At 40.1% G+C, this 14,045-nt stretch carries 15 protein-coding genes and 2 tRNA genes; 8 read left to right on the forward strand and 9 right to left on the reverse strand.

Going from position 1 to position 14,045, the window contains the following annotated elements; translation table 11 throughout:
- Positions 1-33: 33 nt before the first annotated feature.
- Both HY987_RS12540 and HY987_RS12545 read right to left on the reverse strand, forming a co-directional pair.
- Positions 34-372: a DUF2098 domain-containing protein gene (locus HY987_RS12540; RefSeq protein ID WP_292759329.1), complete on the reverse strand. Its 339-nt coding sequence runs from the start codon at positions 370-372 to the stop codon at positions 34-36.
- 159 nt (positions 373-531) lie between these two features.
- Entirely contained in the window at positions 532-813 is a 282-nt protein-coding gene (locus tag HY987_RS12545) for a PRC-barrel domain-containing protein (RefSeq protein WP_292759332.1), read from the reverse strand.
- A gap of 226 nt (positions 814-1,039) precedes the next feature.
- Here HY987_RS12545 and HY987_RS12550 point away from each other — a divergent pair, with 226 nt between their 5' ends.
- The 4 genes from HY987_RS12550 to HY987_RS12565 all read left to right on the forward strand — a co-directional run bounded on the left by HY987_RS12550 (position 1,040) and on the right by HY987_RS12565 (position 5,101).
- Positions 1,040-2,092 carry a CBS domain-containing protein gene (locus HY987_RS12550; RefSeq protein WP_292759335.1) on the forward strand — a complete coding sequence of 351 codons (1,053 nt, stop codon included), beginning with the start codon at positions 1,040-1,042 and terminating at the stop codon, positions 2,090-2,092.
- A gap of 120 nt (positions 2,093-2,212) precedes the next feature.
- Entirely contained in the window at positions 2,213-3,844 is a 1,632-nt protein-coding gene (locus tag HY987_RS12555) for a tRNA uridine(34) 5-carboxymethylaminomethyl modification radical SAM/GNAT enzyme Elp3 (RefSeq protein WP_292759338.1), read from the forward strand.
- Positions 3,845-3,950: 106 nt separating this feature from the next.
- Positions 3,951-4,637: a deoxyribose-phosphate aldolase gene (gene deoC / locus HY987_RS12560; protein WP_292759341.1), complete on the forward strand. Its 687-nt coding sequence runs from the start codon at positions 3,951-3,953 to the stop codon at positions 4,635-4,637.
- Positions 4,638-4,741: 104 nt separating this feature from the next.
- Complete coding sequence (locus HY987_RS12565; RefSeq protein ID WP_292759345.1) at positions 4,742-5,101, forward strand: cyclophilin-like fold protein; 360 nt, start codon at positions 4,742-4,744, stop codon at positions 5,099-5,101.
- A gap of 137 nt (positions 5,102-5,238) precedes the next feature.
- Here HY987_RS12565 and HY987_RS12570 read toward each other — a convergent pair whose 3' ends face one another.
- On the reverse strand, positions 5,239-6,015 hold the full coding sequence (locus HY987_RS12570) for a metallophosphoesterase (protein WP_292759347.1): 777 nt from the start codon (positions 6,013-6,015) through the stop codon (positions 5,239-5,241).
- A 231-nt stretch (positions 6,016-6,246) separates the two neighbouring features.
- Entirely contained in the window at positions 6,247-7,362 is a 1,116-nt protein-coding gene (gene cofH, locus HY987_RS12575; protein ID WP_292759349.1) for a 5-amino-6-(D-ribitylamino)uracil--L-tyrosine 4-hydroxyphenyl transferase CofH, read from the reverse strand.
- Positions 7,363-7,515: 153 nt separating this feature from the next.
- Between cofH and hfoA2 the strand changes: the two genes are divergently transcribed.
- Both hfoA2 and HY987_RS12585 read left to right on the forward strand, forming a co-directional pair.
- Positions 7,516-7,722, forward strand: coding sequence for a histone HfoA2 (gene hfoA2, locus HY987_RS12580; protein ID WP_004031856.1), 207 nt, complete (start codon positions 7,516-7,518; stop codon positions 7,720-7,722).
- Between the two features lie 254 nt (positions 7,723-7,976).
- Positions 7,977-8,468: a rubrerythrin family protein gene (locus HY987_RS12585; RefSeq protein WP_292759351.1), complete on the forward strand. Its 492-nt coding sequence runs from the start codon at positions 7,977-7,979 to the stop codon at positions 8,466-8,468.
- An 85-nt stretch (positions 8,469-8,553) separates the two neighbouring features.
- On the opposite strand, the gene HY987_RS12590 is transcribed toward HY987_RS12585, so the two are convergent.
- The 4 genes from HY987_RS12590 to HY987_RS12605 form a co-directional block, all read right to left on the reverse strand.
- Positions 8,554-11,028: a PAS domain S-box protein gene (locus tag HY987_RS12590; RefSeq protein WP_292759354.1), complete on the reverse strand. Its 2,475-nt coding sequence runs from the start codon at positions 11,026-11,028 to the stop codon at positions 8,554-8,556.
- A 226-nt stretch (positions 11,029-11,254) separates the two neighbouring features.
- On the reverse strand, positions 11,255-11,473 hold the full coding sequence (locus HY987_RS12595; protein WP_292759357.1) for a hypothetical protein: 219 nt from the start codon (positions 11,471-11,473) through the stop codon (positions 11,255-11,257).
- Between the two features lie 12 nt (positions 11,474-11,485).
- The gene (locus HY987_RS12600) at positions 11,486-12,034 is read right to left on the reverse strand and encodes a DUF2953 domain-containing protein (RefSeq protein ID WP_292759360.1); all 549 of its coding nucleotides are present in this window, start codon (positions 12,032-12,034) and stop codon (positions 11,486-11,488) included.
- Between the two features lie 127 nt (positions 12,035-12,161).
- Positions 12,162-12,614, reverse strand: a complete 453-nt coding sequence (locus tag HY987_RS12605; protein WP_292759363.1) for a GerW family sporulation protein — start codon at positions 12,612-12,614, stop codon at positions 12,162-12,164.
- A 161-nt stretch (positions 12,615-12,775) separates the two neighbouring features.
- On the opposite strand from HY987_RS12605, the gene HY987_RS12610 reads away from it, so the two are divergent.
- Positions 12,776-12,847 (forward strand) — tRNA-Val (locus HY987_RS12610).
- A 4-nt stretch (positions 12,848-12,851) separates the two neighbouring features.
- Positions 12,852-12,924 (forward strand) — tRNA-Phe (locus HY987_RS12615).
- A gap of 601 nt (positions 12,925-13,525) precedes the next feature.
- On the opposite strand, the gene HY987_RS12620 is transcribed toward HY987_RS12615, so the two are convergent.
- The gene (locus HY987_RS12620; RefSeq protein WP_292759366.1) at positions 13,526-13,858 is read right to left on the reverse strand and encodes a hypothetical protein; all 333 of its coding nucleotides are present in this window, start codon (positions 13,856-13,858) and stop codon (positions 13,526-13,528) included.
- Positions 13,859-14,045 lie beyond the last annotated feature (187 nt).

Consider the following 14,045-nt stretch of genomic DNA (forward strand, 5'->3'; position numbering starts at 1 on the left):
AATAAAGAAATTAAAAAAAGGGGAGGAAGGGTTCTAACCTCCACCATCACACAGTTCATTGCTCATGTCCATGTCTTCCAGGTTCTGTTTAAGGCCTTCCACCTTTTTCTTGGTGTTTTCCTTGTCATCAGTTTCTTCACTGGGTTTCGTAGCTTTTCTACGGGATTCTCTTCTTTTAAGCCGGTTATACTCGTCTTCGTTCAGGAGTTCCAGGTAGCGGCTGTTGTACCATAACTCGGTGGTGTCCATTTTAGCCCAAACACTATCCTCGTCACTACGAAGATCTAAAACTTCCCCGGAACTGCCAGTACCACTGTACCGTACATGAGACCCTATTAAAATCTCTTTATTCCTCTTGTTAGCAGCTTCCACATTCTCACCCCCAGTATATTTTATTGGATCTGATTGGCATTACTAATTCTGTTGAAATATTTCCAAATTCTGTTGAATTAATATTTCTAGATAATTATGTTTGATTTAAATATTTCCAGATAAATTCTGTTGAATTAAGATTTGCAAATAATTTATATTCTATTTTTTAATATCCAGTCTTACTTTCTCTTTTTTCAGAGCAATTTCCCCTCTTACTTCCAGTTCTGCCTTTTCAACATTTAACAGCAAGTAGTCCCCCACTTCATCAATATCTGCAGTTTCGATCTCAATATCTTTTCTGGTGAGGCCAAAGTCACTGGTGGATATAATTATAGTGGTTATAATACCTTCCTTTGGTTTTATGACCATATCCGCAACTTTACCTATTTCATTAGCCTTTTTATCCAAAACTCTTCGCCCGAAAAAGTCGCTCACTTTCATTTAAACACCATCCTATACTCTGTTTTTTGATGTATATAATTTTATTGCCCATTTAAAGGACCTCATATCCCTTTAATCTTCCCTAATTAGAAGGACTGATTTAAACTGGCCAAAAAGACCCCTCTCAACAATATATTTTATTAATTGTTTTTTATTTCTTACAATGTCATTTATACGGTTTTAAAACCAATTAATAATAAAGTAAAGTTTACGGGTGATACACTAAATGAAGTACTCCTTCAAGATCTTCAGTATCTTTAACATACCAGTGGAACTGCATATTTCCTTCCTGCTCCTGATGGCCCTGATTTACGGGGTGGCCCTCTTTAACCTGGTCCCGGGAGTTGATCTAAATGCGGCTTTACTTATTACCCTACTTTTTGTCACGGTTGTTCTCCATGAATTAGCACATTCCTATGTTGCTCAACGATATGGTATTGGCATTGAAAGGATCGTACTTCTGCCCATTGGCGGTGTGTCAGCCATGGAAGAGTTACCAGAGGATCCTGGCCAGGAATTCAGGATAGCCATTGCTGGACCACTGGTAAACTTTCTAATAGCCATAATATGTTACGGTCTCTTCTTTGGACTGGCAACACCATATCCTACCATTGCAGCCTTCCTTAATTATTTCGCACTGGTGAATGTGATTCTGGGGGCTTTCAACCTGATTCCAGCCTACCCTATGGATGGGGGGAGAGTTTTACGGGCCTTCCTTGCGGGTAGAATGAGTTACCTGCAGGCCACGGAAACTGCTGCTTCGGTGGGCAAGTTCCTGGCCATATTTATGGCTGTGGTAGGGATATTCTGGAATTATTTCCTGATACTCATTGCCCTCTTCATCTACATTGGGGCTGATGCCGAGTACAAGGAGATAATGATTTCCACCATCCTGGAGGGGATAAAGGTAGAGGAGATAATGACCCCTAAAGTGAGAACTGTGCAGCCGGAGACCAGTGTGGAAGAGACCATGGAGATCATGTTCCAGAATAAACATATGGGTTATCCAGTTACCGATGGGCAGAATCTTCAGGGTATCATCACCTTCAATGATATCTCCCGTGCCAAAAAGGGAGATGAAAATAAACCAGTGACTGAATTCATGACCCGTAACCTGATTATCAGCAGCCCGGAGGAACCTTTAAACGATGCCCTGGCCAAGTTAACCCAGGCAAATATTGGAAGACTCCCTGTGGTGGAAAATGACCAATTGGTGGGTATAATTTCCAGAACTGACATTATGAGAGCCATGGAAATACTTAAACTAAAAAAATTATAATAAAATCATGTATTTTTTCATGGCAATCATCTGATTTTCACTAGGGAATCATTCTAAAAAATCAAGATAAACTAAAAACATTCATAAATATAAAAAAAGGGATTTTTGGAGAAGGAGGAAATGAAAGAAGCCGGAAGATCCATAATAAATCATATACTGGAAGGAAGGATAAAAAACAGGAAGGATCTGGAGAAGGCGAAGTTTCAGGTGTGTCGTGATTACAAACTGGACCGGTTTCCCCGTAACTCTGAGATACTTCAAATGGCCCGGGAAGATGAAAAGGAGATCATCACCCCTATTTTGAAGAAGAAACCAACCAGGACCATCTCTGGTGTGGCGGTGGTGGCAGTGATGTGCCCTCCACACAAATGCCCCCATGGAAGATGTCTTTACTGCCCTGAAAGCACAATAGCCCCCCCTAGTTACACTGGGGAAGAACCCGCAGCTTTAAGGGCTAGAATGTACGATTTTAATCCTTATAAACAGGTTTATAACCGATTACAGCAGTTAGAGAGTATAGGTCATCCCCTGGATAAGGTGGAACTCATAATCATGGGCGGTACTTTTCCCTCACGGTTTTTATGCTTCCAGGAATGGTTCATCACTCAGTGTTTAATTGCAATGACGGATTTTGGAGTTAAAGAGTATAAATTGAATTCTGAAGATGTCTACACCGGAGGCAACCATGATCTGCAGGGGTTTGAGTACCTGGAAGACGTTCAACGGGCCAATGAAAGTTCCAGTGTTCGTTGTGTGGGTATGACCTTCGAAACCCGGCCAGATTACTCTAAAAGGGAGGATGTGGATCGGATGCTCCGGATGGGTGTTACCCGGGTGGAACTGGGTGTGCAGACCATTTACAACTTCATATATCACCGGGTAGAGCGTGGTCACCGGGTGCAGGACACCGTAGAGGCCACCCGTGTTTTAAAGGACTCCGGGATTAAAGTGGCCATGCATCTCATGCCAGGTCTATTTAGTGACCAGGAGCGTGACCTGCGAATGTTCAAGAGATTATTCTCTGATGAGCAGTTCAAACCAGATATGCTGAAGATCTACCCCTGTCTGGTGACCGAGGGGTCCAAACTCCATGACTTATGGGAGAAAGGAAACTACACTCCCTACTCTACTGAAGAAGCAGTCCAGCTCATAGTAGAAGTGAAGAAGATTCTGCCCAAGTGGGTGCGTACCATGCGCATCCAGCGGGACATACCCTCCCAGCTCATAGAAGCCGGTGTTAAAAAGTCCAATCTGGGAGAACTGGTTTACAATCAACTGAAAGAAGAGAAAGTTCAGTGCCAGTGTATCCGTTGCCGGGAAGTGGGACACCAGGCTGCCCAGGGAACATTCACCAGTAAAGATAATGTAGAACTTTTAATGGAGAAATACCGTGCCAGTGAAGGTGAGGAAATATTCCTGTCCATGGAAGACTCAGAAGCGGATGTTCTCCTTGGTTTTTTAAGGCTGCGCATGCCATCAGAACATGCACATCGCCCAGAGATCAGCCCTGAAACAGCCTTACTTCGCGAATTGCATGTTTATGGCCCTATGATACCTTTAGGTGAAAGGGAAGATGAACTGTGGCAGCACCAGGGCTACGGTGAGGAGTTACTCAAAAAGGCAGAAGAGATCAGCCGTGAGGAGTATGATAAAAGGGAGATTATTATTATCAGCGGTATTGGAGCCCGTAACTATTACCGTAAATTTGGGTATAAAAGGAAGGGACCTTACATGGCTAAAAAGTTAGTTTAATGGCATTAAATAATAATTAAGGGAAAAATTCCCATTAAAATCGGGATTCCTTTAAATAATTGTTAAATACCTGATTATTAAATACACGAACTGGAGGGATTTGATTATGATATCCATAGAAGAACTGGCTGGAATGATTGACCATACCAATGTGCAGCGGGATGCCACTGATGCTGATATTCAGGCACTTTGCCAGGAGGCAGATGACTATGATTTTAACTGTGTTTGTGTAACACCCACCCAAGCAGATCTGGCAAGTGAACTCCTGGAAAACTCTGATACACAGGTCTGTGTGGTGATAGGATTCCCATTCGGAGTCCAAACACCACGTGCCAAGGCCTTCGAAGCAGAGGAAGCTGTAAAAAATGGTGCCTCTGAACTGGACATGGTGATGAACATCGGCGCCCTCAAATCAGAACATTACTCCCTGGTCCAGGCCGACATCGCCGCTGTGGTGGGGGCAGCACTGGGACGCGTGGTGAAGGTCATCCTGGAAACGGCACTACTCACCCGGGAAGAGAAGATCATCGCCTGTCAGCTGGCCAGAGAAGCAGGGGCGCACTACGTTAAAACATCCACCGGGTTCGGAGTAAGCGGGGCTACAGTGGAGGATGTCAGGCTCATGAGGGAGACTGTAGGGCTGGAGATGGGTGTTAAAGCTGCTGGTGGGATACGGAACCTGGAAACTGCCATGGCAATGATCGATGCCGGGGCCAGTAAAATCGGCACCTCTACCGGTGTGCAGATTATGGAAGAACTCTTAAAAAAGGGCGAAACAGAGAATAATTTTTAAGGTTGAAAATTTATTGATAATATTCAAATTATAGTTAAGGTGAATTCCGATGTTAAGGTGAATTCAAATGATACTAAAATAAAAAAATAGTAAGGTGAATTCCAATGGAGATAGAGATTGAAATATCAAAAAAGGGAACAATTAAAGTGCTCCTGGATGATCGAAACCCTGAAACGACCCAGGCATTCTACGAAAGCCTCCCCATGGAAGGTGAAGCCCAATTATGGCAGGAAGAAGTTTTCTTCCCCATTCCCTTTGAACATGATTATGAAAACCCATCACCATCCTCAGATAAGGGAGATATATCTTACTGGCCACCAGGAAAGGCATTTTGCATATTCTTCGGAGATTCCCAACCTGCCTCTGATGTGAATCATATTGGGAGGGTTGTTGAAGGTTTGGAAATTATGAAGAGTGTTGAGGAGGGAGATTGGGTGACTATTAGAACCATAACCCCACCTTAGGGTATCCTGCAAAAAATTGGCAGGTTACTAATTTATTTTAAAAATATCCTTTAATAAATCTTCTTTTTATTATTTCAAGATATCCCTTAGTCAAGATATCCCTTTAATAAAGGAGAATAGAACCCGTATAATAAATTTTATTCCAACCAGCGAACCATAGGGATCAGATCTTCCACATCGTTGATTTCAGCTTCCAGATCCAGTTCCAAGTAGGCTTTCCTTCCACTGCTGAGGCTGGATGAAAGTATCATCTGTTTCCCGTAGACTGTATCCACCCCATCTACTATGGTGTGGCCCGCCACCATGACCTTACAACCAACCAGCTCCAGGAAACGTTCCAGATCTTCTTTAGAGTAGTTACCTGGCCGGTTAAGCATCATTTTTTCCAAGGGCTTGTTTCCGCGGTATCCTGCTAGAGTAATATTTCTAAGTTCTTCCTGGTTCTTAAAATCCGAGTACGGCCCAGCATGACTAATAATAACCCCATTTCCTGTTTTAATGGCCACTGGAAGCTCACGAAAGAATTCAAGGTATGATCTGAATTTCGATCCCCATTTTCCACCAAAACGTTCCCTTAAGTAGGATTCAAATGCCCTTTTTTGATCCACCCCCATTTTATAGGCCGGTTCATCAGCCAGATGAGCCCACTCATGGTTACCCAATAGAACATGAAAATTAGGATACTGGTGATAGTAACATTTCACCCTTTCCAAGACTTCCACTGAACCATCGTAGTTATTATCCAGTTCATGTATGAAATCACCAGTTATAACCACCTTCAACTGGTCCAGACATCCCTTAAAAATAGATTCATAACGCTTAAAATCTTCCAGATTCCCATGGATATCAGTGATGACCAGCATCCTTCCCTGGGAAGCAACTTCAAAGATATCTGTGGAAGAATTATATACCATTTTAACCCAATCCTAAAAAATCTCTTTTTAAATATTCTGATGAGATTTATAAACATTTCTTATGAATCTTAAAAGCCTTCTAGCTATCTTCCAAAAACATTCTAATGAATCCCAAAAAGATTCTAAAGGGTTTGAAAACATTCTTAGACTCTCAAAAGAATTATGATGGGTTCAGAAAGTATTCTGATGCAGTCGTAGGAATTAATTATTATTAAAAATATAAGAAAATGATTACACTGGCTTTATATCCTTATAGAGAGTGTCTCTCTCGGCAGGAATCCGTCCCAGATCCTTTATGATCCGTTGCAGCTCTTTAGGTGGTGTGTAAACACCGTGCTGCGCCCCTGCAGATCGGGATATGTTCTCTTCTCCTAAAGTTCCCCCCATATCATTACAGCCTGCAGTGAGACATACTTGGGCGAATTTGAATCCCAGTTTCACCCATGAAACTTGAATATTCTGTAGTAACTCTCCAAACATCAACCGGGCCACTGCATAGAGTTTCAGATCTTCAGTACCAGTGGTTCCCGGGCTGGAGATACCCTGCTGATAGATGGGTGCATTCTGGTGCATGAAGGTGAGTGGTACAAATTCTGTGAATCCTCCAGTATTCTGCTGTATTTTACGGAGAATTTCCAGGTGCTCCACCCGGTGCTCCACACTTTCCACATGACCGTACATCATGGTACAGGTGGTGGGCACACTAGTGTGGTGGGCAGTTTCAACAACCTCCACCCACTCTGAAGTGGTGAGTTTACCCTGACAGATTACCTTCCGAACTTCATCGTTCAAGATTTCAGCGGCTGTTCCAGGCATGGAACCTAAACCTGCATCTTTTAACATTTTCAGAGTTTCTTTCAGGGACATCCCGGACTGTGATGCTCCGTAATAGATTTCCATAGGAGAAAAGGCATGAATGTGGATATCGGGAAGTTCTTCCTTAACACTGAGCAGTATCTTTTCATAGAAGTGGGCATCAATATCAGGATGGAGTCCTCCCTGAATACAGATTTCCACTGCACCATTATTCCATGCAGTTTTTGCCCTTCGTACTATTTCATCCATACTCAGGAAGTAAGCACCATTATCGGTGGGGTCTTTTCGGAAGGCACAGAACCCACATGTTCCAGTGCACATGTCTGTGAAGTTGATGTTCCAGTTTTGAATATAGGTAACATTATCACCAACTAATTCCTGTCTTCTCAAATCTGCTGTTTGAATAAGTGCCTGATAGTCATTACCAGTAGTTTTAAGAAGCTTAAGTGCGTCTTCAGAGGAAATAATCTGTTTTCTAGCTTTATCAAGTATCTCTTCTATGGTGGGTTCAATGTCCGGACTCTTATACATGGGAATTCCTATTGATGTTTATAACCTTTAAAGTTTTGGTAGGTTGATGATCACACGTGGTGAGTGTGCATGGTAAGTACCATGGCCCATCATGTCATGAAAACCGATATCTTTAAATATTATAGAGTCCTAGCTAGATTAGGAGGTGAAATTATGGCTGAATTACCAATTGCTCCAGTTGGAAGGATCATCAAAAACGCTGGTGCACAAAGGATAAGCGATGATGCAAAGGAGGCTTTAGCCAAAGCTCTGGAAGAAAATGGCGAAGAGCTAGCTAAAAAAGCCGTCGAACTTGCAAAACACGCTGGAAGAAAGACTGTCAAAGCCGAAGATATCGAAATGGCCGTCAAATCCGCTTAAGTTTTTTTTATTTCTTATTTTTCTTATTTTTTAGGATGATATTTTTTTCAGGTCCACTTGTGTCCTACATCTGAAACTTTGCACGCACTGGTTTTATCCTGCAACTTTAAACATCACAACATTTAAAGATATAAATGAAGTTATGGTTGAGGAATTGTATGGTTGGGAAAAACTAATACTAAATCTCTCACCTTTTAGGTAATCCCATCTAATAAGAATAAAAAAAAGATTACAAGTAAATGAGGTAAAAAAACATGAGTACCATGGATAATCTAAATGAAGCATTCGCTGGTGAATCTAAGGCTAATCGTAAATATCTGGCATACGCCAAAAAAGCTGATGAAGAAGGACACCCTCAGGTGGCCAAACTCTTCCGCGCAGCAGCCGAAGCTGAAACTGTTCACGCACATAACCATTTAACAGTAATGGCAGGTATTAACAGCACTGAAAAAAACCTGAAAGATGCTATTGAAGGTGAAATTGAAGAATTTGAAGAAATGTATCCAGATTTCATCAAAGAAGCAAAGGCAGACGAGAATAAAAAGGCAGTGTGGACCTTTGATGTGGCCAACCAGGTGGAGGAAATCCACGCAGGACTCTACCAAAAAGCTCTGGAAGCTCTGGGAAATAACGAAGAAGTGGATTACTATGTCTGCGGATACTGTGGGAATACTGTAGAAAATGGAGCACCTGATGTTTGCCCAGTCTGTAGAGCATTGAAGTCTGATTTCTTTAAGGTAGATTAAAATTTAAAGAGATTGACCTTTAATTAACTAAATAATTCACTTCTTTTTTTTCCATAGAATTCAATTATTGGTATTATTTTTATTATTATGATTTACCCACTTTCTTTTCTTCAAATGTTATGCGGAAAGTGGTTCTGGGACTCCTTTCAAGTTCCAGTTCTCCACCAATCTGTTGGGTGAGGCTGGTAACCAATTGAAGACCCAGTGAATCGGTTTGATCCGGTTCAATATCGGAGGGGAATCCAATCCCAGTATCATTAACCTCTAAAACACACCGATTACCATCCTCCTTGAATTTAACCATTATTGTCCCACTTTTTTCGTTGGGGAAAGCGTGTTTCATGGAATTAGAGACTAATTCATTTATTATTAAACCCAGTGGTATGGCGGTGTTGATATCGATCATCACATCCTCCACTTCCAGTTCCAGTTGGACCCGGGCGGGGTCAGCCACATAAGTTCGGAATAAATCCGTGGACAGTGTACGGATGTAATCTCCGAAATCTATGTGTTTCAGGTCAGTGGAGCGATAGAGTCTTTCATGGATTAAGGCCATGGAATGAGCCCTCTCCTGGCTTTCCTTGAATATTCCCCGGGCTTCTTCATCCTTTATGTAACGTGACTGGAGATTAAGGAGACTGGAAATCACCATTAAATTGTTCTTTACCCGGTGATATATCTCCTTCATCAGCATATCTTTATCCTTAAGGGCCTGTTCAAGTTTTATCTGGGCTTCCTTAATGTCAGTTATGTCTCGAGAGATAACCTGAACACTGTGAACTCGGTTATCATGACCATAAATTGGTTGTAGACTTGTACTGAACCATTGATCCTTTCCACTGTATGGAACAAACATTTCCAGATCTAAACCCTCTTCTGTGCTGATTACTTTTTTTATTAATTCAATTTGCTTTTTGGCAACTTCAGGGGGGAAAAAATCCCGGAGTGAACGACCCAACAGATCAGCAGGTTCTTCACCCATATTATGTGCTCCTGACTTGTTGGCCATTAAAAAAATACCATTCTCATCATACAAAGAAATTGGATCCTTAGCTGATTCAATGAGTGTTCTGTACTTCTCCTCACTCTCACGCAGTGCATCTTCTACATTTTTCTGTTGGGTTATGTCACGACTGTTACATATAAATCCAGTGACCACCCCTTCATCAGAGATTGGTGTTCCCTTTGTACCCAGCCACACGTAACTGCCATCGGCCTTCATGTAGCGATACTGAACCGATCGAGTAATGCATTTCCCGAGGCCATCCTTAATGCAGGAGGTGACCCGTGACTGATCATCAGGGTGCATCCGATCAAATATTGATTTTCCAACCAGTTCCCCAGGTTCCAAACCAAGAACAGTTTTTACCGAAGGGCTTACGTAGATATATTGACCATCCTTACTGGCCTGACATATAATATCCGCCATGTGGGTAGTGATCATTGATAGCTGAGCTTCACTTTTAGCCAATGCCTTTTCAGCGGCTTTATCCTGAGTTATATCCCTTGCAATGGCAGATAATCCAATTATATCCCCAGATATACCCTTTATAGGGGAAACTGTTAAGAATATGTCGATCATTTCTCCTGTTTTGGTTATTCTCTTGGTTTCATAATGATCGATCTTTTCCCCGCCACCAATTGTCTTCAGTATATATGAGAGTTCATCAGAACCCGGTGGAAATATTATGGAACCTGATTTTCCCAGAACTTCCCTTGTCTTATAACCATATGTTCGCTCTGCCCCATTATTCCAGCTCAATACATTACCATTTAAATCCATACCAATAATAGATTCTGCTGAGCTTTCCACAATAGCTGAAAGTATGGCCCGCGTCTTCTCAGCATTTTTACGATAGGTTGTATCCCTAATAATGGAAGTGGTGAATATTTCACCATCCCCCTCCCAGTTGGTGAGGGATATTTCAAAGGGGAATTCTTTACCATCCTTCCTTAGGCCCACTGATTCAAAAGTTCCAACCAGTTGATGTTCACCTGTTTTACGGAATTGGTCCATTTGTTCGTCATATTTATCCCTCAACCGGGAAGGGATAAACTTCTTCACTGATTCTCCCAGAACTTCTTCTTCAGAGCATTGGAACATTTTCTGAAAGCTTTCATTAACAAAAACTACATTACCCGATAGATTAGTAGTGATAATCCCATCAATGGCAGATTCAACCACAGAACGGAACATTTCTTCACTGGTTTTCAACTTTATCTGCGATTTCTCTATGCTTTCACTTAGAAGAATAGTTATTACACTCACTGAAATGAATATAATTGATCTGAAAATATCATCATACAAAAAGTCACTTTTAAGTGGACTGATCCAGTCTGTTAAAATAAGCACCCCAGCCAGGAAAAAGGGAACCCACAAACTCTTCCGTTTCCACCAGACCGCAGCCAGCACTATGGGTATGTAATAAAAATGGGTGAAAACAATTCCGGATCTTAAAACGAAGTGAAAGTAATAGGTTAAAACACAGGATAAGACTACTAAAGATAAAACCATGAAAGTTTTATACTCAGATCTCGATCCATCCCACTCTAACTTCAAAGTACGAATCCCCCTGAAACTAAATCTATCTATACTTATTTCTCTGTAAAAAGAAACATAAATGATTTTCTTAAATGGAAGTTATCCCATAAATCTATTCTAAAGAATATTATAAAAAAAGGATAATAAATCTGAAAAGATCATATATTACTGGTAAAATAAGACAGAGAAATCCATTGAAAAGATTTATGTTCATTAAAAAGAAACTGCACTCCCTTAAATAGTATTAGACCATATTCATCAGGGGTTCTAACTTTTCTAAGTCCTCACATTCATCCATTGGAAGAATGTATTTCATATCTCCTTCAACTACAATCATGGCCACTGGAGATAGGGAATATGATTCTACGTGATTGTGTTTCCAGTGAAAAATCTTAACCAGGGGATAAAAAATCCTATTCTCTATTTTTACTGGTTTTCCAACTTTTATTTTTTCATTTTTCATTTTTCCAACCAATCAACGACGCATTTCCTGAATCATTTCTCGTACTGGTTTTTTGGTGTATGCCCGTATGGCTTCTACCACTATCCAGATGAGCTTTAAATTTATAATCATCTGAAAATTACCATCTAAGACCCTTCTCTGGAAATCTGGTGTTATAACAGCATCAATTCGCGTAAGAGCATTGAGCGGATAGGTGAATGACCAGATATATCCTGTGAAAAGGGCAGTGTCTGCCGGACTTTCCATTCCCAATGTCAAATTAAGGGAAAACTTTTCCAGAGTCACTGATCTATAAAATGCAGTTATCAGCCGGTAAATATGCGGCCATGATTCTTTAAGTAATCTTAATATATTTAAAATACGTTTTAGGTCAAATTCATCCTTCTTATCTGTTTCTTCTTCATCTTCTTCCACTTTTTCCTCTTTATCCTTTTCATCTTCAGGTATTTCCCTTGAAAAAATGCGTATACCTAAAAATCTGAGACTAAAAAGACCTTTAAGTTCAGATCCCTGTTTTTCTAGTTCTAAAGATAGCTTAAGTGGAATCAAAAGAAAAGACAATAAAATAAGCACCAGAATAAGTATTATGATGCCTATTATAGTGTATATCAAACTTAACCCGCTCTAAGGTTATTAAATGTTTAGGTTCAATTGGACAAATTTTAAATTTCTTTGAATTTATCCATTTTTATACGGCAGCTTCACCCTTTTTTTCTTCAGTTTTTGCCTCTTCAGCATTTTTAGTGTGTTTTTTAGTGTGTTTTTTACCCATTCCCATTTTTTTCCCTTCAGCCATGACTTCAACTATGGCAGTACTGACTTCACCAATTGCCCGGGATAATGGGTCTGGATTTTTTAATGGCAATACTTTAACTCCTTCAGGTCCGCTTTGACCTTTGAAAACCACTACCATTGCTACTGGTTCTATACCTGCACCTCCACCAGAAGCTCCTGCAGAAAATCCTTCATTTGCAGAACCTTTTCCATCACCCATGCCTGCTCCAAATGCCATTCCCATTCGGGTTACAGGTATCATTATTTTATCTTCGCTTTCTATTACTTCCCCAATCACGTTTTCTATATTCAAAACCTTTCGAAGCTCTTCTACCGTGGTTTTTATTGGATCCTGGATATCCATCATGTCACCCCTACATTTTTGTTATTGTATATCTTATTGTTATTTTAGGCATATACATTTTTCTTAAATATTATTATAATTTTAGGGAGTGGACTTTGGATAAATTTTTATTTGGCATTCCATGGAAAAGGTTTATATAGTATAGGACAATAATGTTTGAATGCGGGCCCGTGGTCTAGGGGTATGATACCTCCCTGACACGGAGGTGATCACGAGTTCGAATCTCGTCGGGCCCATCATGCCGTGGTAGTTCAGTTGGGAGAACGCCAGACTGAAGATCTGGATGTCGCTGGTTCAAGTCCGGCCCACGGCACTCCCCTTACTTATTATTTTAGCTTTTTTGAAATGCCTTTATTATTTACGGTATAATTTATGGTTTATTTTTTAGATCTAAAACTAATTTTCTAAGATTTACATGAATTCCATTAATTTGTAAACTAAATATGTGGTTTTTGCCAATTCTAAGGATAAAGATGTTCAGGATAAGTTAAAAGCCACCCATAATACGGCAAACAGTCCTTCTTCTGTAATTCAAATTAATTAACTTATATCTAAATTATTCCAGTGTGTTTACGCACGGCAACAGCTACTAAACCACCGGTTCCAGTTAATATTCCATATATGACTGATCCTCCTATTAAAATGGCTAACCAGGGGAGAATTCCCATATAAGCCAGAATAAATCCTCCAGGAATGATTGAAATAACTACGGCTATACAAATCCCTACAAGAGCCCCCTAAAAATTAAAGCCTCTGAAATTAATAACTATTTTAATAAATAACATTCATCAAGAGAAAATCATTTCATCAAAGATTTAATGGCAATATGACTGGATACATGTTAACGAATTATAATAAAACTAAAATGATAACAAATAAAATTATCGAAAAACCTAACGAATTATCTGAATAAATTAAACGAATAATCCCAGTATAACTATTGAAACTAAAATGAACGTCACCCCGGCAAATATTCCTAGGGGTTTAATTGATTCATTACGCGTAGTCCCGGATACTTCTTTGGCCGGGATTAATATTTGACCACATGCACTGCAAAAAGCAGTGCTAATTGTATTTACATTACCACAGTCTTTACAGATGACTTTAGGGGATTGGAATTCAAATTCATCCCCCTCTCCCACCATATAGAGTTTACCCCCACACTGGCATGAATCGAAGTCAGTAGAGGACTCTCCATCCGCCAATTGGTAGTATCCGCCGCAAATTTCACAGACTAAATAGTTCATACTATCTTTTTTTTGTCTGTTTATAGGGCTATATATGGTTTACCATGGGATTAAAAAGAGGTTTTATTATAAATAAGAAGAATCCGATGACAAGAATGTAATTAAAAGGAAAAATAGTAATTAAATTTACATTAATCTACAATGATGAGGATAATCATCTGCTTAAATTAAATTCATAAATCGGTAG

The sequence above is a fragment of the Methanobacterium sp. genome (assembly GCF_016217785.1).
Taxonomy (GTDB): Archaea; Methanobacteriota; Methanobacteria; order Methanobacteriales; family Methanobacteriaceae; genus Methanobacterium.

Bases quoted from the DNA above. Each gene is read 5' to 3' on its own strand.
- cofH (WP_292759349.1), bottom strand. From the start codon at position 7,362: ATGTATAAGAGTCCGGACATTGAACCCACCATAGAAGAGATACTTGAT.
- HY987_RS12555 (WP_292759338.1), top strand. From the start codon at position 2,213: ATGAAAGAAGCCGGAAGATCCATAATAAATCATATACTGGAAGGAAGG.
- HY987_RS12595 (WP_292759357.1), bottom strand. From the start codon at position 11,473: ATGAAAAATGAAAAAATAAAAGTTGGAAAACCAGTAAAAATAGAGAAT.
- hfoA2 (WP_004031856.1), top strand. From the start codon at position 7,516: ATGGCTGAATTACCAATTGCTCCAGTTGGAAGGATCATCAAAAACGCT.
- HY987_RS12545 (WP_292759332.1), bottom strand. From the start codon at position 813: ATGAAAGTGAGCGACTTTTTCGGGCGAAGAGTTTTGGATAAAAAGGCT.
- HY987_RS12550 (WP_292759335.1), top strand. From the start codon at position 1,040: ATGAAGTACTCCTTCAAGATCTTCAGTATCTTTAACATACCAGTGGAA.
- HY987_RS12570 (WP_292759347.1), bottom strand. From the start codon at position 6,015: ATGGTATATAATTCTTCCACAGATATCTTTGAAGTTGCTTCCCAGGGA.
- HY987_RS12585 (WP_292759351.1), top strand. From the start codon at position 7,977: ATGAGTACCATGGATAATCTAAATGAAGCATTCGCTGGTGAATCTAAG.
- HY987_RS12620 (WP_292759366.1), bottom strand. From the start codon at position 13,858: ATGAACTATTTAGTCTGTGAAATTTGCGGCGGATACTACCAATTGGCG.
- HY987_RS12605 (WP_292759363.1), bottom strand. From the start codon at position 12,614: ATGATGGATATCCAGGATCCAATAAAAACCACGGTAGAAGAGCTTCGA.
- deoC (WP_292759341.1), top strand. From the start codon at position 3,951: ATGATATCCATAGAAGAACTGGCTGGAATGATTGACCATACCAATGTG.
- HY987_RS12565 (WP_292759345.1), top strand. From the start codon at position 4,742: ATGGAGATAGAGATTGAAATATCAAAAAAGGGAACAATTAAAGTGCTC.